Raw genomic sequence first — 21,568 nt, forward strand, 5'->3', positions numbered from 1 at the left:
GTCGGCTCCTCGACCAGCGTCGGCTCGTCGCCGGCGGTCGGCTCCGTGGCGAGGGTCGCCCCGCTCGCGTCGGGCTTTCTGACCGGCGTGGTTTTGTCGTTGGCGGCGGCCGGCTCTTCACCGGCGGACTTCATGCTCGGGGGCGGCTCGGTGGCCGCCACGGGCTCGGCGTCAGCGGCCGCCTCGGACTCGATGTCGGCTGTGGACTTCGGCTTGGCCGACGGGCCGGCAGCGGACCGGCCAGATGCGGGCGGGCCGGATGCGGGCGGGCCGGGTGCGCCGGAATCCGCTTCCGCCGCGTCGGTGGACTTCGGTTTGTCGGCCGACGCGGAACCGACGGCCTCCCCGCTCTGGACCGTGGCGCCGGGCGCGGTCGCCGCGGGAGCGCTCTCCGGCGTACCGGGAGGTGCGGTGCCGGCTGGTGTGGTCGGCTCGTCGGGGAGCTGCTCCCCGGCCGGCTGCTTTGACTTCGTCGTCACGACGTTTCCCGTGGTCGCGGCCGTGGTGGGCGGCCATTCCGGCTTCGGTGGCGTGGTGGCGGCAGGCTCCGGCTGCGCGCCGCTGTCGGCCTCGTCGGCCTGGGCGGACGGACCTGCGGTTGTCGCGTCTGCGACCGTACCGGATGATTTGTCGGGTTTGCTGGCGCCCGCAGCTGCGGGCGCGCCGTTGGACTGGGCTTTTGTGGGGGGTGGGTCGGCTACGGCGGGAGTGGCCGACGGACCGACCGCGTCACCGTGCGTCGTCACGGGTAAAGCGTGCCTGATCTATGCATTCCCCACAACAGGTACCCCGTCGCCGTGACCGGACAGGTACCTGCTGACAGTGACTTGCGCCGCCTTGACTCAACTCTGGCTTGCGGAGTTGGATCGTCGTGGCATCATTGAGTCCGGTCCACTCAACTTGAGTACCGAGACTTGCAACCGGCAATGAAGCGAGGAAGCGAACATGGCACGAGCGGTCGGCATCGACCTCGGCACCACGAACTCCTGCGTCAGCGTTCTCGAGGGCGGTGAGCCCACCGTCGTCGCGAACGCCGAAGGCTCCCGGACGACGCCGTCCATCGTCGCCTTCGCGCGCAACGGCGAGGTGCTCGTCGGCGAGGTCGCCAAGCGTCAGGCGGTGACCAACCCCGACCGGACGATCCGTTCGGTCAAGCGGGAGGTCGGCACCAACTGGTCCGTCGACATCGACGGCAAGAAGTACACCCCGCAGGAGATCTCGGCGCGGGTGCTCATGAAGCTCAAGCGCGACTCCGAGGCGTACCTCGGCGAGTCGGTCACGGACGCGGTCATCACCGTCCCGGCCTACTTCAACGACGCGCAGCGCCAGGCCACCAAGGAGGCCGGTGAGATCGCGGGCTTCAACGTCCTGCGCATCGTCAACGAGCCCACCGCGGCCGCGCTGGCGTACGGCCTGGACAAGGGCTCCAAGGAGCAGACCGTCCTGGTCTTCGACCTCGGCGGCGGCACCTTCGACGTCTCCCTGCTGGAGCTGGGCGAGGGCGTCATCGAGGTCAAGTCGACCTCCGGTGACAACCACCTCGGCGGCGACGACTGGGACCAGCGCGTCATCGACCACCTGGTCAAGACCTTCCGCGGCGAGCACGGCATCGACCTCTCCACCGACAAGATGGCCCTGCAGCGTCTGCGTGAGGCCGCCGAGAAGGCGAAGATCGAGCTCTCGGCCGCGTCGACCACCAGCATCAACCTGCCGTACATCACCGCCGGCCCGGCCGGTCCGCTGCACCTGGACACGACCCTGAGCCGGTCGGAGTTCCAGCGCATGACCCAGGACCTGCTGGACCGCTGCAAGGGCCCGTTCGAGCAGGCCATCAAGGACGCCGGCATCAAGATCCAGGACGTCGACCACGTCATCCTGGTCGGCGGCTCCACCCGCATGCCCGCGGTGTCCGACCTGGTCAAGTCGATGACCGGCCGCGACCCCAACAAGGGTGTCAACCCGGACGAGGTCGTCGCCGTCGGCGCCGCCCTGCAGGCCGGTGTGCTCAAGGGTGAGGTCAAGGACGTCCTGCTGCTCGACGTGACCCCGCTGTCGCTGGGCATCGAGACCAAGGGCGGCATCTTCACCAAGCTCATCGAGCGCAACACCACCATCCCGACCAAGCGCTCCGAGGTCTTCACCACGGCCGACGACAACCAGCCGTCCGTGCTGATCCAGGTCTTCCAGGGCGAGCGCGAGATCGCGGCGTACAACAAGAAGCTCGGCACCTTCGAGCTGACCGGCCTGCCCCCGGCGCCCCGCAACGTGCCGCAGATCGAGGTCACCTTCGACATCGACGCGAACGGCATCGTGCACGTGGCCGCCAAGGACATGGGCACCGGCAAGGAGCAGAAGATGACGATCACCGGCGGCTCCGCGCTGCCGAAGGACGACATCGAGCGCATGATGCGCGACGCCCAGGACCACGCCGACGAGGACAAGCAGCGCAAGGAGGACGCGGAGACGCGCAACCTGGCCGAGCAGCTGCAGTGGCAGACCGAGAAGTTCCTGGCCGAGAGCGGCGACAAGCTGCCCGAGGACTCGCGCAACCAGATCAGCGAGGCGCTGGGCGACCTGCGCGGCGCGCTGGGTGGCAGCGACATCGAGAAGATCAAGACCGCGCACGAGAAGCTGGCCTCGGTCTCCCAGCAGGCCGGTTCCCTGCTGTACGCGCAGCAGAACCAGGACGGCACGCAGGGCGCTCCCGGCCCCGACGGCACGCAGGACGCCCCGGGTGGCGCGGGTGCCGGTGCGGCGGGCGCGAGCGCGGGCCCGAACGCCGGCGCTGACGACGTCGTGGACGCCGAGATCGTCGAGGACGACAAGAAGTGAGCCGGTCCGACGACGGGAACGACGGTGAGGCAACCGAGCGCGTCGTCATCCGGGACCGGCGCAAGATCGACGTGAAAGGTAAGGACACCAAGGTGGCCAAGCAGGCCGAGGAGGAGTCCACGGGAGGCGCGCACCGCGCTGCCGAGGAGCCGGAGGAGGGCGTGGTAGTCGACACGCCCGCCCTCGGCGCCGAACTGGAGGCGTTGCGCACCGAGCTCGAAGAGCGCACCCGGGACCTGCAGCGAGTGACGGCTGAGTACGCCAACTACCGCAAGCGCGTCGACCGTGACCGCAGCGTGGCGGCCGAGCAGACCACCGGCTCGGTGCTCACCGCGCTGCTGCCGGTGCTGGACGACATCGACCGGGCCCGCGAGCACGGTGACCTGAACGGTCCGTTCGCCACCGTGGCCGAGGCGCTCGGCACGTCGGTCGGCAAGCTCGGGCTCGTGGCGTTCGGCGAGAAGGGTGACCCCTTCGACCCGACCCGGCACGAGGCCGTCGCGCACCTGACGTCGGCCGACGTCACGGAGCCGACCTGCGTCGAGGTGATGCGCCGCGGTTACACCCTGGGCGAGCGGCTGCTGCGGCCCGCCCTGGTCGCGGTCGCCGACCCCGAGTGACGAGCACCTGTCCCGCCCACCGCACGGTGGGCGGGACCTCGGCCCCTATGACGACGAGCCGGTGGAGGAGGTGGGCTGGATGAGTTCGAAGGACTGGCTGGAGAAGGACTTCTACGCCGTTCTCGGGGTGGGCAAGTCCGCCTCCGCCGACGAGATCAAGAAGGCGTACCGCAAGCTGGCCCGGGAGAACCACCCGGACCACAACCCGGGCAACAAGGACGCCGAGGACCGGTTCAAGGCCGCGTCCGAGGCGTACGACGTGCTCTCCGACGACAAGAAGCGCCGCGAGTACGACGAGATGCGCTCCCTGTTCGGCTCGGGCGCGTTCCGCCGGGGCGCCCGTCCGGGCGGTTCCCAGTTCGACCCGTCCGACCTGTTCGGCGGCGGGTTCAGCGGGGCCGGTCAGGGCGGCGGGTCCGGTGACCGCCGGTTCGGCGGCGCGGGCTTCTCCGACATCTTCAGCTCCATCTTCTCCGGCGGTGGCGCCGGCGGAGCGGGAGCGGGCGCCCGCCGGGGACCCCAGCGTGGCCGGGACGTCGAGGCCGAGGTCACGCTCGACTTCGCGCACGCGGTCAAGGGCACGACGCTGCCGCTGACGCTGCGGTCGCCGGGGGTCTGCGACACCTGCCACGGCAACGGCGCCAAGCCCGGCACGGTGCCGCGCACGTGTCCGCAGTGCCACGGCTCCGGGCTGATCTCCCGCAACCAGGGGTCGTTCAGCTTCTCCGAGCCGTGCCGCGAGTGCCAGGGCGCGGGCAGCATCGTCGACGAGAAGTGCCCCGAGTGCCGGGGCACCGGCGGCGTCACCAAGAACCGCACCATCAATGTCCGCTTCCCCGCCGGGGTCGCCGACGGCCAGCGCATCCGGCTCTCCGGCCGAGGCGAGCCGGGCGACAAGGGCGGCCCCGCCGGCGACCTGTACGTGCAGGTCAAGGTGAGGCCGGACGAGATCTTCGGGCGGACCGGCGACGACATCACGCTGACCGTGCCGATCACGTTCGCGGAGGCGGTGCTCGGCACCGATCTGCGCGTCCCCACGCTGGACACGCCCGTGACACTGCGGGTGCCGGCCGGCACGCCGAGCGGCCGCACGCTGCGGGCGCGCGGCAAAGGTGTGCAGCGGCGCGACGGCCAGGCCGGCGATCTGCTGGTCACCGTCGAGGTGCAGGTCCCGTCCCCGGCCGCGGTGCCCACCGAGGCCCGGGACGCGCTCGAGCAGTTCGCCAAGCTCACGCCCAACGCCGAGCGGGAGCGCATCGAGGCCCGGCTGCGCCGCGGCTAGGTCAGGACCCTTGTCAGGAGGTGGCACATGTATGAAGAGATCAGCATCTCGTGGGAGCAGGCCTCCGACGCCAAGGTCCTGATCATCTCCGTCGCGGCGCGGCTGGCCGGGATGCACCCGCAGACGCTGCGCCAGTACGACCGGCTCGGCCTGGTGCAGCCCGGCCGGGCCGGTGGCGGCGGTCGCCGCTACAGCGAGCGTGACGTCGCACTGCTGCGTGAGGTGCAGAAGCTGAGCCAGGAAGAGGGCGTCAACCTGGCCGGCATCAAGCGGATCATCGGGCTCGAGCAGCTCGTGGGCGAGCTGCAGGAACGCGTGGCCGAGCTGGAACAGCAGCTCGGCGAGGCGTACCAGCGGATCGCGCAGCTGGAGTCGGTCGGGCCGTACCCGGGGCGTGACCTGGTGCGACAGGAACGGCCGTCGACCGCGCTTGTGGTGTGGCGCCCGCGGCGCTCCGGCGAGCGGTAGGAGCCCCTCAGCGGCGGCCGAAGGCGGCGAGGCGTCGGGGGTGGCGCACCAGGCCACCCTCGATCCAGTCCTCGTACTCGAACAGCTCGGGGCGGGTCATCAGCACCCGGCAGTTGTGCGCCCACATCGCCATCGGCTCGTCGCCGACCTCTTCCGCGCGCTCCACGTACTTCTTCAGGCGGCGCTTGCGCTGCGACGTCGCGTTGGGCCGGACACCGTCGGCCGCGTAGATGTACATGCAGTGCAGCGCGAAGCGCCGGGCCGGGCACTGCCGGTCCATCGCCAGCTCGAACAGGGTCGGCGCGAGCACGTCACCGGCGATGAGCAGGTCCCAGTCGGACGGCATGGCGTCCAGCGGCACGGCCTCGGGGTGGTAGGCCCAGGCCTGCAGCTCTTCCGGCCGTGGATCGACCGGGTTCACGAACCCGAAGAAAGCCGACTCACGCACGGTCACGACGCCGCCTCGTTTAGCTCACTCATGCCGCCGTCCTCCCCGGCAGAGGGCCGTGCTGACCCGCTGGGAAGGCATCCCCCTGCATCCGGCGAGTCGCTGGTCACCCGATAACACGTTGTTGTCGCGGCGACACGTTAGCGCGAGGTGAGTGTTCTACGGAAGTCGTCAGAGATCACTTTCGGATACTGGTCAGTAGCTTAGCGCTCGCTGAGCGCGGAAAAGGTCATTCAACAGCGGGAACGGCTTCCACCGGCCGGTGCACAGTCGTCCTTTTCCGGATCATTGCCTTGAACCAGGCGTAGTCCGACAGGCGGGCCAGCATCGGCCCGGTCACCACGGTGATGAGCACGTAGGCGGTCGCGAGCGGCGCCAGCTCGGGTTCGACGCCGGAGGCCACGGCCAGCCCGGCGATGACGATCGAGAACTCACCGCGCGGCATCAGGGCCAGCCCGGCGCGTACCTGGCCGGGAAGCGCGATGCCGGCCCGCCGGGCAGCGACAACGCCGGTCAGCACCTTGGTCAACATGGTCAGGACGGCCAGCCCCAGCGCGGGCAGCAGCACCGGCGGCATCGCGGCGGGATCGGTGGAGAGCCCGAAGAACACGAAGAAGACCGCCGCGAACAGGTCGCGCAACGGCGACAGGATCTGCGTCGCGTGGTGAGCGACCGGCCCCGAGAGCGCGATTCCCACCAGGAAGGCGCCCACAGCAGCGGACACCTTCAGCTCGGCGGCCACCCCGGCGACGAACAGCGTCAGCCCCAGCACGCTGAGCAGCAGCGCCTCGGCGTCCTTGACCGAGATGAAGCTGGAGATCGCGTGGCCGTACCGGATCGCCACGACCAGCACCGCGACCACCGTGAGCACCGCGACGGCCAGCGCCTTGAGCCCGCCGATCAGCCCCACCCCGGCCAGCACGGCGGTGACCAGCGGCAGGTAGAACGCCATCGCCAGGTCCTCGATGACCAGCACCGACAGGATCACCGGGGTCTCGCGGTTACCGATGCGGCCCAGGTCGCCGAGCACCTTGGCGATCACCCCGGACGACGACACCCAGGTGATCCCGGCCAGCACCAGCGCGGCCTCCCAGCCCCAGCCGAGCAGGAACGCGAAACCGGCCCCGGGCAGGGCGTTGAGCACAGCGTCGACCACGCCGGCGGGCGCGGCCGAGCGCAGGTTGCCGACGAGCTCGCTGGCCGAATACTCCAGGCCCAGCATGACCAGCAGCAGGATGACGCCGATCTCGGCGCCGACCTCGATGAACTCCTGGCTGGCCGACAGCGGCAGGAAACCGCCGTGCCCGAAGGCGAGCCCGGCGAGCAGGTAGAGCGGGATGGGTGAGAGCCCGAAGCGGCGGCCGATCCGCCCGAGCATGCCGAGCGCGAAGAGAAGCGCGCCGACCTCGATCAAGAGGATCGTCGTGCTGTGCACCGGCGGTGCCTCAGTCGCCGGTGTCGCCGGCCAGGATGGCAGTGACGCCGTCCAGACCTTCGCGGGTGCCGACGGCGACGACGACGTCGTTCGCCTCGAAACCGAAGGACGGGCCGGGGGAGGCGATCACCTCGCGGTCGCGCAGGACGGCCACGATGGACGCGCCGGTGCGGGTGCGGGTGCGGGTGTCACCCAGGCGGCGGCCGACGAACGGCGAGCCGGCGGGCAGGGCGATCTGCTCGGTGAGCAGACCCGCGGCCTGCTGCCGCAGACCGGCGAGCTGGCCGAGCATGAGGGACGCGCCGAGGACGTCGGCGAGCGCCTCCGCCTCGTCGTCGGTGAGCGGTATCGACGCCAGGCAGGCGTCGGGGTCGTCCACGTCGTAGAGCACCAGGTCGCGGCGGCCGTTGCGGTGTGAGACCACCCCGACCGTACGGCCCGACGAGGTCACCAGGTCGTGCCGGACACCGATCCCCGGCAGTGGAGTCTGCTCTACCCGTACGCGCACGCCCTCAACGGTAACGGATCAGTCAGGCCGGCTGCGGTACGCGCTCGTTACGTACCACGATCAGGAGCAGCAGCCCGGCCCCGCACAGCCCGGTGCACAGCCAGTACGCGAGCCGGTAGTCGAAGTGCTGGGCGACGCCGAACAGCGGTCCGGCCAGCATCGCGCCGAGCGGGAACGAGTTCGTGAACAGGGTCGTGGCCCGTCCGGGCTGCCGGGGCAGCATGTTCTGCATGTAGGAGATGCCCAGCCCGGAGACCGCGGCGATGAACAACGCGTTGAGCACCTGCCCGCCGATGAGCAGCCAGAGGTCGGTGGCCACGGCGACCAGCGCGTAGTACGCGACACCGCAGGCGGCCCCGCCGAACAGCAGCCCGCGCAGCGGCAGCCGGGTGGCCAGCACGCCCAGGCCCAGCATCAGCGGGATCTCCAGCGCGGCGCAGAGCCCGAGCAGCAGCCCGGCGTCGCCGACGTCGCCGCCGATGTCGGCGCTGATGAACAGCGGCAGGGCCTGCACCGCGAGGGTCAGCGGCGTCTGGAGCAGGGTGAAGGCGGCGGCGGTGAGCCACAGCGTCCACCTCGGCGCGTCCAGGCGGTCGTCGACGGGCGCATCCGGGGTGTCGGGGGTGGCGGCCGCGGGCGCCGGGACCTCGTCCAGCCAGAAGATCGCGACGACGGCGGCGAGGGCGTACATCAGGGCGGCGGTGCCGTAGACCCAGACGAAGCTGCCGGCGTCGAGCAGGAACGCGGCCAGCGGCGGGCCGGCCACCCAGGCGAGCGAGAAGACCGTGCGCAGGGCGCTGATGCCGAGCGCGGCGCGGGCCGGGTCGTCGCGTTCGAGGACCTGCCGGGCGTACGCGAAGGATTGCGGGAACAGCGACCCGGCCAGCGCGAAGGCGGTGACCGCCAGGGCGAGCAGCACCCAGTAGTCACGGACGACCGCGGTCAGGCCGGTGCCGATCAGGCCGGCCACCGCGCCGGCGATCAGCAGCCGGCGCCGGATCGGCCGCCGGTCGGAGAGCCGGCCGACGAGCACCGAGCCGAGCACACCGCCGAGCGGCGCGACGATCAGGAAGAACGTGATCTTCACGGGCCCGGCGTCCACGTCCGTGCTGAGGAACAGCGACAGGAACGGGTTGAACAGGGCGGTTGAGATGCCGACGGCCAGGAAGAGGAATCCGAGCGGGAGCAGAGCCCGACCGATGCGTGACCCGAGCTGAGACGATGTTTCCTGGGCCATTACGGCCACGCTACGGCCATCGTGGGGCATTGCCCATGGTGATGCCGATTACCCCCGGGTTCGGGTGAGTGGCCGACGTAGAGTTGAGTGGAATACGCTCAAGTCTCGGATTGCTGCACTACTGGGGAAGATCCGATCCAGGGGAGCTCATGAACGCCGAACGCCTGACCACCAAGAGCCGCGACGTCATCACCGGTGCGGTAGCCGACGCGAATCAGCGGGGCCACGCCACCGTCGAGCCGTGGCATCTGCTCCTTTCGCTGCTCGACACCGGTGGCTCCACCGCGTCGGCGCTGCTGCGCGCGGTCGGCGCCAATCCGGCCGACGTCCGGCGCGCGGCCGTACGCGCCGTCGAGCAGCAGCCCTCCGCCCGCGGCTCCTCCACCGCCGAGCCCAGCCTGTCGCGCGAGTTCGTCAACGCGATCGGTGAGGCCGAGCTGATCGCCAAGCCGCTCGGCGACGAGTACGTCTCCACCGAGCACCTGCTGGCCGGCCTGGCCCGCGTCGGCGGCGCGGTGGGCAAGACCCTGCGCGACGCCGGAGCCACCGAGGAGACCCTGGTCGGCGCCTTCCCGGCGGTCCGGGGCGGCGACCGGCGGGTCACCACCGCCGAGCCCGAGCAGACGTACCAGGCGCTGGAGAAGTACAGCGTGGACCTGACCGCGCTGGCCCGCGAGGGCAAGATCGACCCGGTGATCGGCCGCGACGCCGAGATCCGCCGGGTGGTCCAGGTGCTCTCCCGGCGCACCAAGAACAACCCGGTGCTGATCGGTGAGCCGGGCGTCGGCAAGACCGCCATCGTCGAGGGCCTGGCCCAGCGGATCGTGGCCGGCGACGTCCCGGAGACCCTGCGCGACAAGAAGCTGGTCTCGCTCGACCTCGGCGCGATGGTCGCCGGCGCGCAGTACCGCGGCCAGTTCGAGGAGCGCCTCAAGAGCGTGCTCGAGGAGATCCGCAACTCCAACGGCCAGGTCGTCACCTTCCTCGACGAGCTGCACACCGTCGTCGGCGCCGGCAAGGGCGAGGGCTCGATGGACGCCGGCAACATGCTCAAGCCGATGCTGGCCCGCGGTGAGCTGCGGATGGTCGGCGCGACCACGCTGGACGAGTACCGCGAGCACATCGAGAAGGACCCCGCCCTGGAGCGGCGCTTCCAGCCCGTCGTGGTCGGCGAGCCCACGGTCGAGGACACGATCGGCATCCTGCGCGGGCTGAAGGGCCGCTACGAGGCGCACCACCGGGTGCAGATCACCGATGCCGCGCTCGTCGCCGCCGCGGCGCTCTCGGACCGCTACATCAGCGACCGGTTCCTGCCGGACAAGGCCATCGACCTGATCGACGAGGCCGCCTCCCGGCTGCGCATGGAGATCGACTCCCGCCCGGTGGAGCTGGACCAGCTGCAGCGGCAGGTCGACCGGATGCGGGTCGAGAAGCTCGCGCTGGCCAAGGAGACCGACCCCGCCTCGGTCGCCCGGCTGGAGCGGCTGGAGCGTGACCTCGCCGACCGCGAGGAGGAGCTGACCGCCCTGAACGCCCGCTGGGAGCGCGAGCGCGGCGGCCTGAACAGGGTCGGTGAGCTGAAGAAGAAGCTCGACGAGGCCCAGGCGGAGCTGGAGCGCGCGCAGCGCGACGCGGAGTGGGAGAAGGCGTCCCGCCTGCAGTACCAGGAGATCCCCGCGCTGATGGCCGAGATCGAGAGCGCGTCCGCGGCGGAGGAGGAGAAGACCGAGCCGCCGATGGTCAAGGAGGAGGTCGGCGCCGACGACATCGCCGAGGTCATCGCCTCGTGGACCGGCATCCCGGCCGGCCGGATGATGGAGGGCGAGACCGCCAAGCTGCTCCGCATGGAGGAGTCACTGCAGGCCCGGGTGGTCGGCCAGACCGAGGCCGTGGCCGCCGTCTCCGGAGCCGTACGCCGGGCCCGGGCCGGAGTGGCCGACCCGGACCGCCCGACCGGCAGCTTCCTGTTCCTCGGCCCCACCGGCGTCGGCAAGACCGAGCTGGCCAAGGCGCTGGCCGGCTTCCTCTTCGACGACGAGCGGGCCATGGTCCGCATCGACATGAGCGAGTACGGCGAGAAGCACTCCGTGGCCCGGCTGCTGGGCGCCCCGCCCGGATACGTCGGCTACGAGGAGGGCGGCCAGCTCACCGAGGCCGTGCGGCGCCGGCCGTACTCGGTGGTGCTGCTGGACGAGGTCGAGAAGGCCCACCCGGACGTCTTCGACGTGCTGCTGCAGGTGCTCGACGACGGCCGGCTCACCGACGGTCAGGGCCGTACGGTCGACTTCCGCAACGCCATCCTGGTGCTGACCTCCAACCTGGGCTCGTCGGTCATCTCCGACTTCACCCTGGGCGAGGAGGAACGGCGCGAGGAGGTGATGGCCACCGTCCGGGCCCACTTCAAGCCCGAGTTCCTCAACCGGCTCGACGACATCGTGGTGTTCAAGGCGCTGACCTCGCAGGATCTGGCGGCCATCGTGGACATTCAGCTGGACCGGCTGCGGCACCGGCTCGCCGACCGCCGGCTCGCCCTCGAGGTGGGTGAGGCCGCGGTGCAGTGGCTGGGTGAGCGCGGCTTCGACCCGATCTACGGTGCGCGTCCGCTGCGCCGGCTGGTCCAGTCCTCGATCGGCGACTCGCTGGCCCGGGCGCTGCTCGCGGGCGAGATCGTCGACGGGGACACGGTCCGGGTCGACCTCAGTGAGGGCAAGGACGGTCTGTCCGTACGCCGGGCATGAAAAAACCGGGGCACCCGATCGGGTGCCCCGGTTCTCGTCTGTCAGCTGGCCCGCGCCTCCCGTTGCCGGTAGGCGTGGGTCATCAAGATGTCCGTGATGGCGTGCTCGCCGTCGGACGACCAGATCCTGATGCCGTCGCGGTGCAACTGGTACCGGACGTCGGTGTAGCTGGTTCTCGTGTCGTCATGGTGCACGACGGTCAGGGTGTCTGCGTGGGGCATGGGACTCACCGGTCCTTGTCGAGTCTGGGACGGCCGCGGCAACCTCACGCGGCCGGCGCAATCGGGAAGGTGCCCGTATCCGGTCTGCCTGGCCCCCGGCGTGCGTTGGGCGGGGGCGGCGACTCGGCCGGGCAGGGGGCGTCACCGCTGGACTCTGGTGCCTGCGGCGCGCCACGGATGGAAGTGTAGGGGTCACGTTCGACCTGTGTCGTCCCCCTGAACGAGCGACCTGTTTCAGGCGATTTCGTCGTACATCGGGCGATGTTGCCACAGCTGGGGGCTTGATGTCGGCCGGTCGACGGATCTGGCAGCCGCCCGATACCGTGGTGGATCTAGGAGGTAACGCCGTGTCTGATCCGATGTACCCGGGAACGCCCCCCACCCGGGCCCGCCCGACGGTCGTCTCCGTCTCGTCGTACCTGCTCTACTTCAGCGCGGCCGCTTCGATCATCTCCGCGGTGCTGTCGCTGACCACGATCGGCACGATCCGGCGCGTCTACTCCGACCTCTACTCCGACACCGCGGGAGCCGGCACCGAGAGCGTCATCGTGGCGGCCAGCGTGGTCGGCGTGGTGATCAACATTCTCTTCGCCGCCGGCCTGGCCATCCTGGCGATCTACAACAACCGCGGCAAGCAGGGCGCCCGCATCACGACCTGGGTGGTCGGCGGCATCTTCCTCTGCTGCAACGGCTTCGGCCTGCTCGGCAACGCCGCGACCAGCGGGATGAACCTGGACGCCGGGAACACCTCGGGGCCCAGCGCCAGCGAGGTCGAGGCCCGGCTCTCCGACGAGCTGCCCGGCTGGTTCACCCCGATCTCCACACTGCTGACCGTGCTGGTCGTGCTGGCGCTGCTGGGTGCGGTGATTTTGCTGGCGCTGCCGGCCGCGAACACTTTCTTCCGCAAGCCGCAGGCCGCGTGGGACCCGCTGAACCCGTACCCGGGTTATCCGGGCCAGCCGGCGGCGTACCCGGGATACCCGAGCCAGTCGCCGTACCCGACCTACCCCGGCCAGCCCGGGCCGGGTCAGCCCGGCCAGGGCTACCCCGGGCCGGCGTACCCGGGTCAGCCCGGCCAGCCGCCGTATCCGGGCCCGGGTGGTCAGCCGCCGTATCCGCAGAGCTCACCGCCCGGCGGTGCCGGCGACGCGACCCCGCCGCCCGCTTCCGGCGCCGGCGCGGTTTCCGCCCAGGACCCGACCGGCGGCGACCCGCACACGGGCAGCGTGCCGCCCACCGATCCGTGGAGTCCGCCGTCGCCGCCCGCGTCGCCGCCGCCGTCGGACGACAAGCCGGGCCGGTCGCCGACCGATCCCGCCTGACCCTCGCTCGTCTCGCGCCGCCGGGTATCCCGGCGGCGCGTCGCGCGTCCAGGTAGGTTCGTCCGCAACGGATCACCCGGGAGACGTCCATGTCGTACGCAATGCAGCCGCCGGCAGCCGCACCGGCCCCCACCACCGCGCCCCGCCGGCCGGCATCGGTGGCGTCGGCATCGGTCCTGCTGATCGTCATGGCGGTGGCCGGCCTGGCGTACGCGATCGCCACGCTGGCCGTCGCCCCCGGCACGGTCGACCGGTTCCGCGCCGCGGCCGGCGGAGCGAACAGCGTGGACGTCGACGGCTTCGTCACGGTGGTCTGGATCGGTGCCGCGCTCGGTGCCGTGCTCGCCGTGATCCTCTTCGCGCTCTACGTCGTCCTGGCGCTGGGTCTGCGCCGGGGCAGCAACGCCGCCCGGATCGCCACCTGGGTCGTCGCCGGGCTGGGGCTGCTGGCCGGCTGCGCCTCGACCGCCACAGTGGCCGTGGAGCGCGCCGGCGACCCGGTGCCGGGCTCGCTGTCCGCCGCGCTCTCCGACGCGTATCCGGGGTCGTGGATTCCCTTGAACGTGGCCCTGGGGATCGCTCAGATGCTCGGTTACGTCATCGTCGGGGTGCTGCTGCTGGCGAGCCCGGGCACGTTCTTCGGCCGCGCGCCCAAGCCGTTGCCGCCGGATCCCTTCGCCGCCCCGCAGCCGGGCGCCCCGAACTACGGCGCACCCACCTATGGTGTCCCCGGCTACGGGCCGCCCGGCAGCACCCCGGCCTACGGCCCGCCCGGCGGATATCCGCCGCCGCCGGCCGGTTACGGCCCGCCACCAACGGGTGGTTACTCGGCGCCACCATCGGGGGTTTACGGCTCTCCGCCCCCCGCCGCCGGGCCCGCCGGGCCATCCGTGCCGGGTGAGTCGCCGGCCGGACCGGGCCCCGATGATGAGTACTGGTCACGTCCGTCCAGCTGACGGGCCTACCGGCATCGACGGATGTGCGTCACCCGAACGGGTACCGTTGACGGACGAGGATGTGCCGGCCACCGCTGTCCGGACGCTTTCGTCTTGCCGCTCGGTGCGGGTTTTTCGCTGGACGGGCAGACGTGGCGCGATGACAACGGTGTCGGTGCGTACTCGTTCGATGACCGTCGTTGGGTGCCGCCCCGGGCGGGGTGCGGCGGAAAGGTGCTTTGAGCTGCGTCTATACCTGTCGGAAACGGGGTGCGCGGGGCCTCTCAGTTAACAATATTTACTGTTGAGGCCGGGCTTTGCCGTGGGTCAATAGTTCCTTTCCGCCCTGGCGGGGCAGAACGTTCCAGTTTTGCGGCAGCCAGTACGCTCGATGTGATGGAAGCCCATCACGACCTGCGTAAATTCATCACTGAATTGCCCGTCGCGCAGCGTTGTGTCGTGCTTTCATCGGGTCGTGAAGTTGACTGTGTTGTCGACCCACGCCGTGTGACCGTGCAGTACCAGGACAGTTCCGACGACCGGGCGGGCGTCGGACGGCCGCGGAACGGATCGTGAATCAACAATGTGGGGCGGCTCACTCCGGGGGCGGGGATCGAGAGCTCGACGACGTTGACCAGCGACCTGACGGCGACTGAGGCGTTGCAGGAGGCAGAGACCGAAGTCGGTGTCGCGGAATGGTTCGATCGGAGTGCGGACGCTGCCCGTGCGGGGTGCCGGACAGACGTACCGATCGGCCTACCGTTCGACCGATCTCGGCCTTACGGCCTGAAAGTTAGCCGGTTCGTTCCTGCGCACATGCAGGAGAATCGATGCAGTTGGTGGAAGGATGGAGATCGTGGGAACTGCGTTGGCGGAAATGACAATGCCTCAGATCTCGCCGCTTGCCGGCGAGCCAATTGAACGTGCCGATGCCGAGCGACTGGCGGGAGTGCTCAAGGCACTCGCCGACCCGGCTCGGTTGCGGCTGCTCAGCCTCATCCAGTCCGCTACGGACGGTGAAGCCTGCGTCTGCGACCTGACGGCCCCGCTGGGGTTGTCGCAGCCGACGGTGAGTCACCACCTGCGGATCCTGACGGAGGCCGGCCTGCTCGAGCGTGAGAAGCGCGGCGTGTGGGCGTACTACCGGCTGGTCCCCAGCGCGATCGCGACGATCGCGGACCTGCTGACCCCGCCGCGCAAGCGGGCCACCAAAAAGGCCCGCTGAGCAGACCCGACAAAGCCTGGCGTCACCGTTCATGGGGCGTGACGCCAGGCGGGCCACCTCCATCAGGATCCACCCCCCGGACCCGAGGAGTTGACGGGTTGAACTACGTGCCCGGCGATCTGCGCGACCAGCTCGCGCACGTGGGCTACGACGTGGTCCAGGCCGGACTGGTCTGTGGCTCCGGCGGCAATCTGTCCGCCCGGATCCCCGACGAGGACGCCTGCTGGGTCACCGCGAGCGGTGCCTGGCTGGACAGACTCAGCCGGACCAGCTTCGCACCGGTACGCATCTCCGACGGCGCGCCCGCGACCGTCGGCCCGCTGCCGTCACCACGGCTGGCCCCGACCAGCGAAATCGCCCTCCACCTGGCGTTGTACCGCGCCCGCCCGGACGTGAACGCGGTGGTCCACCTGCACCCGCAGACGGCGCTGCTCCTGGATGCGCTCGGTGAGCACATCCGCATCGTGACGACCGACCACGCCTTCTACCTGAAGCGTGTCTCCACTGTGCCGTTCCGCCTGCCGGGCAGCACCGAGGTGGCAGCGCTGACGGCGGCGATGGCGGCCGACGGCACAGACTGTCTGGTGCTCAGCCAGCACGGCTCTGTGGTCATGGCCGACTCCGTCGAGCTGGCCCACAAACGGGCCCGCAACCTGGAGGAAGCCGCGGCGCTGACCTATCGGGCGCTGACCCTGGGCCGGCTGGACAACCTCCGCGAAGTGCCGGAGGAGTTCCTGGACCGGCTGGCCGCGTCACCTTCGGCCGTCTCCGTCTGACCACGGAAAGCCCTGCGGCCGGTTCCGACCGAGCCGGTCGCGGGGCGTTCTGTGTCCATCTCAGCGCAGGCGGGTGAGGTGAGCGACAGCGGCGTGCCCGGCGGCCGCCTGGTCGGCCTCCATCTGGACGTCGACGCCTCCACCACGTACGCACTGGTCTCGCTGCTGCCGGACGACCCGCCGCTGACCTCTATGGCGCGGACGGGGTTGCCGCCGGAGGAGACGATCGCGGGCTGGCCCGCCTTTCTCGGCTCGGCATTACTGATGTTGTTGAGGCCGAGCGCCGCCTCCGCCGCCGACGTCAGCTCCTTGAGACCAGCCCTCGGAGAGCGGCGGCCGGGCGGACGACGGGCCGGGTACGGCCGCTGGTGAGGCTGCCCGGTCGGTGTCGACCACGGACAGCACCGTGGCGGTGCTCACTATGGCGATCCCCACCGGCGGCTACCGCGAGGACACCGGCACGGCGGCGACGACGGGGAAGATCGGCCAGATAGCGCAGCACCATCGCCCGCCGCTGCGCGGCCGGCAGGGTGGCCAGGGCCTCGATCAGCGCGAGCCGCTCGAGTCCGGGCCCGTCGACGGCCGGCTCGGCCGCTAGCGGCTGTGGAATGCACGGACCGTGCGTAATCGTCGCCAGCGGCTGGCTGCCAGGTTCCAGGAGACGCGGCGGACCCAAGGGGCCGGATCGTCGTGTCCGGAGACCTGCTGCCCGGCCGCGGGAATCTTCCTAGGCGGAGTGCCGGGGGCGGTGGTCGCGGTGGTCGCGGTGTTCGTCGTCGTCGTGATCGACGATCGCCTCGGCCATGCCGGCCACGGTCGCCGCCGCCACGACGCCGATCGCCGTTGCCGGGCCCGGGTCCGCGGCGGCGTTCTTCTTCGCCTTCCGCTCGCGGAGCATCTCGATGATGATCGGCAGCACCGAGATCAGCACGATCACGGCGACCACCGGCAGGATGTAGCGGTCGATCTTGTCGCCGATGGCGTCGAAGATCTGCTGGGCCAGCAGGTAGCCGACCAGGATGATGCCGTCGCACCACAGGATCGCGCCGACCACGTTCCACACGAAGAACTGGCGGGCCGGCATGCCGAGGGTGCCCGCCACCGGGTTGAGGAACGTGCGGACGATCGGGATGAAGCGGGCCAGCACCACGGCCTTGGCCGGGCCGAACTTCTCGAAGTAGTACTCGGCCTTCTCCACGTACTCGCGCTTGAACAGCTTGCTGTCGGGCCGTTCGAACATCCGGCGGCCGTACCTCGCGCCGAGCAGGTGGCCCAGCTGGGCGCCCGCGATGGCGCACAGCGGGGCGCCGATCAGCAGGCCGGCCAGCGAGATGCGGGTGCCGTCACCGAAGATCGAGTCGGCCACCGGGGAGGCCGCCACGCCCGCCAGGAACAGCAGCGAGTCGCCCGGGAAGAAGAAGCCGACGAGCAGACCCGTCTCCGCGAAGAGGATCACCCAGACGCCGATCAACCCGAAGGTCTGCAGGAGTTCCTTCGGGTTGGTCGGGTTCAGGGCGAGCTGCTCGGAGAGCGCATGGATGTCCACGAGGAGCCAGGGTACCGGCCCCGGCAAGCCCGGCACCTGTACGAATGCTGTGGATTACAGGCGGGGATCCACCGGCTCCGATTCCGCCGCGAGGATGGCGAAGACCAGTTCGTGGATCCGCCACAGCGCCGCACCCTCGGCCAGCCGGTCCAACGCCGCCAGCCCCAGGCCGTGCTCGCGCAGCGCGAGGCCACGCTTACGGCCCAGCGACCGCTGCCGCAGCCGTTCCAGCTGCTCGGGACGGGTGTACTCCGGTCCGTAGATGATCCGCAGGTACTCCCGGCCCCGGCACTTCACCCCCGGCTGCACCAGCCGTCCCTTGGCGTCGGTCACGCCCAGGCCGCCGTAAGGCTTCACCACCATCCCCTCGCCGCCCGCCGCGGTCAGCGCCAGCCACCAGTCGGTCGCGGCCTGTTCCGCGGCCGGATCGCCCAGCTCCACCACCATCCGCCGGGTCGGGGTGAACAGCACCGGATCCGCCGCGACGAGCTTGTCCGCGATGTCCAGGTGCCAGCCGTGATCCTTGTCCCGGTACGAGACGTTCTCCCCGGCCAGCACCGCGAACGGCGCCAGCGTCACACCGGTCAGCCCGTCGGTCGGCTGCACGTACGCCCGGTACGCCGCCGAGTAGCCCTCGATCTCCGTCGCCCGCAGCTCCAGCCGCGCCCGCAGCTCCGTGACGTCGAGGCCACGCCCCGCCACCTGCTCCAGCACCGACAGGGCAGCCGGCAGCGCGGCCCGTCCCGCGGCACCGACTCCCGCGTACCGCTCGCGGATCAGCCCGCCGGCCTTGGCCGACCACGGCAGCAGCTCGGTGTCGAGCAGCAGCCACTCGGTGTCCAGCTCGGTGAAGACCTTCCCGGCCGCCGCGCGCACGCCGGCCAGCAGCGTGGTGTTGCGCTCGGCGTCGAAGAACGGCCGCCCGGTACGGGTCCAGATGGCGTCCCCGGCCCCCGAACGCGAGACACGGACGACCGCCCGGGAGCCCATGTGCTTCTCCTCGCACACCACCGTGCCGACGCCCGCCGACCGCAGGTCCGCGAACGCCGTCGCCGGGTGCTCGAGGTAGCCCTCCTGCGTCGACGTCGAGCACGGCGCCATCGTCGGCGGCAGCCAGACCAGGGTGGCCGGGTCCAGCGCGAAGCGGCTCATCACTTCGAGCGCCGCGGCGGCGTTCTCGGCGGCGACCGTGGTGCGGCCGTACCCGTAGTCGAGGTGCCGGCGGCCGGTGACGTCGGCCAGGTCGAGACCCTCGTCGGGCTTGGTGTCGACCGGGACCAGCGGACGGGCCGGGGCGTAGTACTCCCGGGCGGCGGGGACCGACACCAGCTCGCGGGTCGGCCAGCGCAGCGCGGTCAGCTTGCCGCCGAAGACGCAGCCGGTGTCGAGGCAGATGGTGTTGTTGATCCACTCCGGTTCCGGGGTCGGCGTGTGGCCGTAGACGACCGCCGCCGAGCCGCGGTAGTCGCGGGCCCACGGGTAGCGGACCGGGAGGCCGTACTCGTCGGTCTCGCCGGTCGTCTCGCCGTACAGGGCGAAGGAGCGGACCCGGCCGGAGGCGCGACCCTGGTAGGCCTCCTTCAGGCCGGCGTGGGCCACCACCAGCTTGCCGCCGTCCAGCACGTAGTGGCTGACCAGGCCGTCGATGAAGGTGCGGACCTGGGCGGTGAACGCCTCGTCCTCGCGGCCGAGCTGCTCCAGGGTCTCCGGCAGGCCGTGGGTGAGCTGCACGTTGCGGCCGTTGAGCTTGCGGGCCAGCTTCTGCTCGTGGTTGCCCGGCACGCAGATCGCCGTGCCGGCCCCGACCATGCCCATGACCAGGCGCAGCACGCCGGGGGAGTCCGGGCCGCGGTCGACCAGGTCACCGACGAAGACCGCGGTACGGCCCTCCGGGTGCACGGCATCGACCGGGCGGCCGGAGTCGTCGCGGCTCAGGGCGTACCCGAGGGTCTCCAGCAGCGTCTCCAGCTCGGCCCGGCAGCCGTGCACGTCGCCGATGATGTCGAACGGGCCGGTGACCGCGCGCTTGTCGTTGAACAGCTTCTCGTAGCGGATCGAGGCGGCGGCGATCTCCTCCACGCCGCGCAGCACGTGGATCTTGCGGAAGCCCTCCCGGGCCAGCTGCCCGAGCGAGCGGCGCAGGTCCCGGTGCATGCGGTTGAGGACCTGACGGCCGAAGGTACGGTCCGCCCGGCCCTGGGTGCGTTCCCAGGCCAGCGCCTCGGGCACGTCGAGGACCACGGCCACCGGCAGCACGTCGTGCTCGCGGGCGACCTTGACCAGCCCGGCCCGGGCGTGCGGCTGCAGGTTGGTGGCGTCGACGACGGTGAGCCGTCCGGCGGCCAGCCGCTTGCCGGCCACGTAGTGCAGCACGTCGAAGGCGTCGCCGGACGCGGACTGGTCGTTCTCGTCGTCCGCGACCAGGCCGCGGAAGTAGTCGGAGGACAGCACCTGGGTGGGCAGGAAATGCTGCCCGGCGAAGGTCGACTTGCCGGATCCGGAGATGCCGACCAGCGCGACGAGCGCGAGCTCCGGGATGTCGATCTGGGTCATGCCTCCTCCTTCACGAACACGGCGAGCTGGGTCGGTGCACCGGCCTTCTGGTCCTCGTCGCCCACGCCCCGGAAGCTCACCCGGTAGCCGTGCGCGGCCGCGACGCGTGCGGCCCACTCCTGGAACTCGGCGCGGGTCCACTCGAAGCGGTGGTCCGAGTGCCGCATCCCGGTCAGGCCCTCGTACAGGCCGTTGTATTCGACGTTCGGGGTGGTCACGACGACCGTCGCCGGGCTCGCGTGGCCGAACACCGACGCCTCCAGCGCGGGCAGGCGCGGCGGGTCGACGTGCTCGATGACCTCCATCAGCACCGCCGCGTCGAAGCCGCGCAGCCGGTCGTCGCGGTAGGTCAGCGCCGACTGCCACAGCGTCACGCGATCCCGCTGGCGCTCGGGCACCCGGTCCAGCCGCAGGCGCTTGTGGGCCAGGTCGAGGGCGCGTGAGGACACGTCCGTGCCGACGATCCGCGTGTACCGGCGGTCCTTGATCAGGGCGCCGAGCAGCGCCCCCTGGCCGCAGCCGAGGTCGAGCACCCGGGTCGCGCCGGACTCGGCCAGCGCCGCCAGGACCGCGTCGCGCCGCTGCTCGGCGAGCGACTGCTTGCGGGCCACCGGCAGCTCGGCCTCCTCGTCGGTCACGGTGTCGGCCGGGGCGTCGACGGAGTCCGGGTCCAGCCGGTCGAGCTGCTCCAGCGCGCTGGCCGCCAGCGACCGCCGGTGGGCCAGGTAGCGCCGGGTGATCAGCACCTTCTCCGGGTGGGCGGCCAGCCAGCCCTCGCCCGCGCGCAGCAGCTTGTCGATCTCGTCGGGCGCCACCCAGTAGTGCTTGGCGTCGTCCAGGACGGGCAGCAGCACGTACAGGTGGTTGAGCGCGTCGGCCAGCCGCAGCGTGCCGGTCAGGGTGAGGTTCACGTACGGGCTGTCGCCGTCCAGCGGATGCCCTGAAGGCACGTCGTCCAGCGGGATGGGCGTCGCGGTGACCGTCCAGCCCAGCGGTTCGAACAGGGCGGCCGCACTGCCCCGGCAGCGCAGCACCGGCACGTGGATCTCCAGCGGGAGGGCCGCGCCGGCCAGCTCCGGGCGGTCCTTGGACTCGCCGCGCAGGGCGCTGCGGAACACCTTGGCCAGCGCGCCGGCGAGCAGGCTGGACGCCGCGTACGGGCGGTCGTTGACGTACTGGCCCAGCGCGAACGACTCCGGCGCCGACTGCTGCTTGCGACCGCCGCGCGCCGCCCCGAGCCGCTGCGGGTCGACGTCGAGCAGCAGCGCGGCGGTGCACCGGTCCTCGGCCGCGTCCGGGAACAGGACGTGGGCCGTACCGGTGGGCACGTCGAAGGAGTGCACCTTGTCGGGGTGCTTGACCAGCAGATAACCGAGGTCGGTGGCCGGCCGGTGGGTGGTCGTCACGGTGAGCAGCACCGGC

The 21,568-nt window shown here is 71.1% G+C and carries 19 protein-coding genes and 1 pseudogene; 11 read left to right on the top strand and 9 right to left on the bottom strand.

Annotation, left to right across the window (positions count from 1 at the left end):
- A pseudogene (locus tag AB0C12_RS12035) lies at window positions 1-479 on the bottom strand (hypothetical protein); the annotation flags it as partial.
- Window positions 480-945: 466 nt separating this feature from the next.
- Here AB0C12_RS12035 and dnaK point away from each other — a divergent pair.
- The 4 genes from dnaK (at window position 946) to AB0C12_RS12055 (ending at window position 5,202) form a co-directional block, all read left to right on the top strand.
- The gene (dnaK, locus tag AB0C12_RS12040; protein WP_360546858.1) at window positions 946-2,832 is read left to right on the top strand and encodes a molecular chaperone DnaK; all 1,887 of its coding nucleotides are present in this window, start codon (window positions 946-948) and stop codon (window positions 2,830-2,832) included.
- Window positions 2,829-3,452, top strand: coding sequence for a nucleotide exchange factor GrpE (gene grpE, locus AB0C12_RS12045; RefSeq protein ID WP_360546860.1), 624 nt, complete (start codon window positions 2,829-2,831; stop codon window positions 3,450-3,452). The genes dnaK and grpE overlap by 4 nt, the downstream gene beginning before the upstream one ends.
- Before the next feature lie 79 nt (window positions 3,453-3,531).
- Window positions 3,532-4,734, top strand: coding sequence for a molecular chaperone DnaJ (dnaJ, locus tag AB0C12_RS12050; RefSeq protein ID WP_360546862.1), 1,203 nt, complete (start codon window positions 3,532-3,534; stop codon window positions 4,732-4,734).
- A 27-nt stretch (window positions 4,735-4,761) separates the two neighbouring features.
- Complete coding sequence (locus tag AB0C12_RS12055) at window positions 4,762-5,202, top strand: MerR family transcriptional regulator (RefSeq protein WP_360546864.1); 441 nt, start codon at window positions 4,762-4,764, stop codon at window positions 5,200-5,202.
- Between the two features lie 7 nt (window positions 5,203-5,209).
- On the opposite strand, the gene AB0C12_RS12060 is transcribed toward AB0C12_RS12055, so the two are convergent.
- The 4 genes from AB0C12_RS12060 to AB0C12_RS12075 all read right to left on the bottom strand — a co-directional run bounded on the left by AB0C12_RS12060 (window position 5,210) and on the right by AB0C12_RS12075 (window position 8,830).
- Window positions 5,210-5,656, bottom strand: coding sequence for a hypothetical protein (locus tag AB0C12_RS12060; protein ID WP_360546866.1), 447 nt, complete (start codon window positions 5,654-5,656; stop codon window positions 5,210-5,212).
- A gap of 223 nt (window positions 5,657-5,879) precedes the next feature.
- Window positions 5,880-7,085: a cation:proton antiporter gene (locus AB0C12_RS12065; RefSeq protein WP_360546868.1), complete on the bottom strand. Its 1,206-nt coding sequence runs from the start codon at window positions 7,083-7,085 to the stop codon at window positions 5,880-5,882.
- A 10-nt stretch (window positions 7,086-7,095) separates the two neighbouring features.
- Window positions 7,096-7,593, bottom strand: coding sequence for a cation:proton antiporter regulatory subunit (locus AB0C12_RS12070; RefSeq protein ID WP_212992843.1), 498 nt, complete (start codon window positions 7,591-7,593; stop codon window positions 7,096-7,098).
- A 22-nt stretch (window positions 7,594-7,615) separates the two neighbouring features.
- On the bottom strand, window positions 7,616-8,830 hold the full coding sequence (locus AB0C12_RS12075) for a sugar efflux transporter (protein WP_360546870.1): 1,215 nt from the start codon (window positions 8,828-8,830) through the stop codon (window positions 7,616-7,618).
- 149 nt (window positions 8,831-8,979) lie between these two features.
- Here AB0C12_RS12075 and clpB point away from each other — a divergent pair, with 149 nt between their 5' ends.
- The gene (gene clpB, locus AB0C12_RS12080) at window positions 8,980-11,568 is read left to right on the top strand and encodes an ATP-dependent chaperone ClpB (RefSeq protein ID WP_360546872.1); all 2,589 of its coding nucleotides are present in this window, start codon (window positions 8,980-8,982) and stop codon (window positions 11,566-11,568) included.
- Window positions 11,569-11,609: 41 nt separating this feature from the next.
- Here clpB and AB0C12_RS12085 read toward each other — a convergent pair whose 3' ends face one another.
- Window positions 11,610-11,789 carry a hypothetical protein gene (locus tag AB0C12_RS12085; protein WP_360546874.1) on the bottom strand — a complete coding sequence of 60 codons (180 nt, stop codon included), beginning with the start codon at window positions 11,787-11,789 and terminating at the stop codon, window positions 11,610-11,612.
- 347 nt (window positions 11,790-12,136) lie between these two features.
- On the opposite strand from AB0C12_RS12085, the gene AB0C12_RS12090 reads away from it, so the two are divergent.
- The 6 genes from AB0C12_RS12090 (at window position 12,137) to AB0C12_RS12115 (ending at window position 16,645) form a co-directional block, all read left to right on the top strand.
- Entirely contained in the window at window positions 12,137-13,111 is a 975-nt protein-coding gene (locus AB0C12_RS12090) for a hypothetical protein (protein ID WP_360546876.1), read from the top strand.
- Window positions 13,112-13,200: 89 nt separating this feature from the next.
- A complete protein-coding gene (locus AB0C12_RS12095) occupies window positions 13,201-14,067 on the top strand; it encodes a hypothetical protein (protein WP_360546878.1) in 867 nt (288 codons plus the stop codon).
- An 826-nt stretch (window positions 14,068-14,893) separates the two neighbouring features.
- A complete protein-coding gene (locus AB0C12_RS12100; RefSeq protein WP_092549981.1) occupies window positions 14,894-15,271 on the top strand; it encodes a metalloregulator ArsR/SmtB family transcription factor in 378 nt (125 codons plus the stop codon).
- A gap of 107 nt (window positions 15,272-15,378) precedes the next feature.
- Window positions 15,379-16,047 (top strand): class II aldolase/adducin family protein, encoded by a 669-nt coding sequence (locus tag AB0C12_RS12105; protein ID WP_360547138.1) that lies wholly within the window; start codon window positions 15,379-15,381, stop codon window positions 16,045-16,047.
- A 51-nt stretch (window positions 16,048-16,098) separates the two neighbouring features.
- Entirely contained in the window at window positions 16,099-16,419 is a 321-nt protein-coding gene (locus AB0C12_RS12110) for a hypothetical protein (RefSeq protein ID WP_360546880.1), read from the top strand.
- Window positions 16,420-16,432: 13 nt separating this feature from the next.
- Complete coding sequence (locus AB0C12_RS12115; RefSeq protein WP_360546882.1) at window positions 16,433-16,645, top strand: hypothetical protein; 213 nt, start codon at window positions 16,433-16,435, stop codon at window positions 16,643-16,645.
- A gap of 129 nt (window positions 16,646-16,774) precedes the next feature.
- Here the strand turns inward: AB0C12_RS12115 and AB0C12_RS12120 are convergent, their stop codons facing one another.
- The 3 genes from AB0C12_RS12120 to AB0C12_RS12130 are packed head-to-tail and all read right to left on the bottom strand — an operon-like array spanning window position 16,775 to window position 21,564.
- A complete protein-coding gene (locus AB0C12_RS12120; RefSeq protein ID WP_360546883.1) occupies window positions 16,775-17,593 on the bottom strand; it encodes a VTT domain-containing protein in 819 nt (272 codons plus the stop codon).
- 54 nt (window positions 17,594-17,647) lie between these two features.
- On the bottom strand, window positions 17,648-20,146 hold the full coding sequence (locus AB0C12_RS12125) for a polynucleotide kinase-phosphatase (RefSeq protein WP_360546885.1): 2,499 nt from the start codon (window positions 20,144-20,146) through the stop codon (window positions 17,648-17,650).
- Window positions 20,143-21,564, bottom strand: a complete 1,422-nt coding sequence (locus AB0C12_RS12130; RefSeq protein WP_360546887.1) for a 3' terminal RNA ribose 2'-O-methyltransferase Hen1 — start codon at window positions 21,562-21,564, stop codon at window positions 20,143-20,145. The genes AB0C12_RS12125 and AB0C12_RS12130 overlap by 4 nt, the downstream gene beginning before the upstream one ends.
- Between the last annotated feature and the right edge of the window lie 4 nt (window positions 21,565-21,568).

The organism is Actinoplanes sp. NPDC048967, from assembly GCF_040649415.1.
Classification (GTDB): Bacteria; Actinomycetota; Actinomycetes; order Mycobacteriales; family Micromonosporaceae; genus Actinoplanes.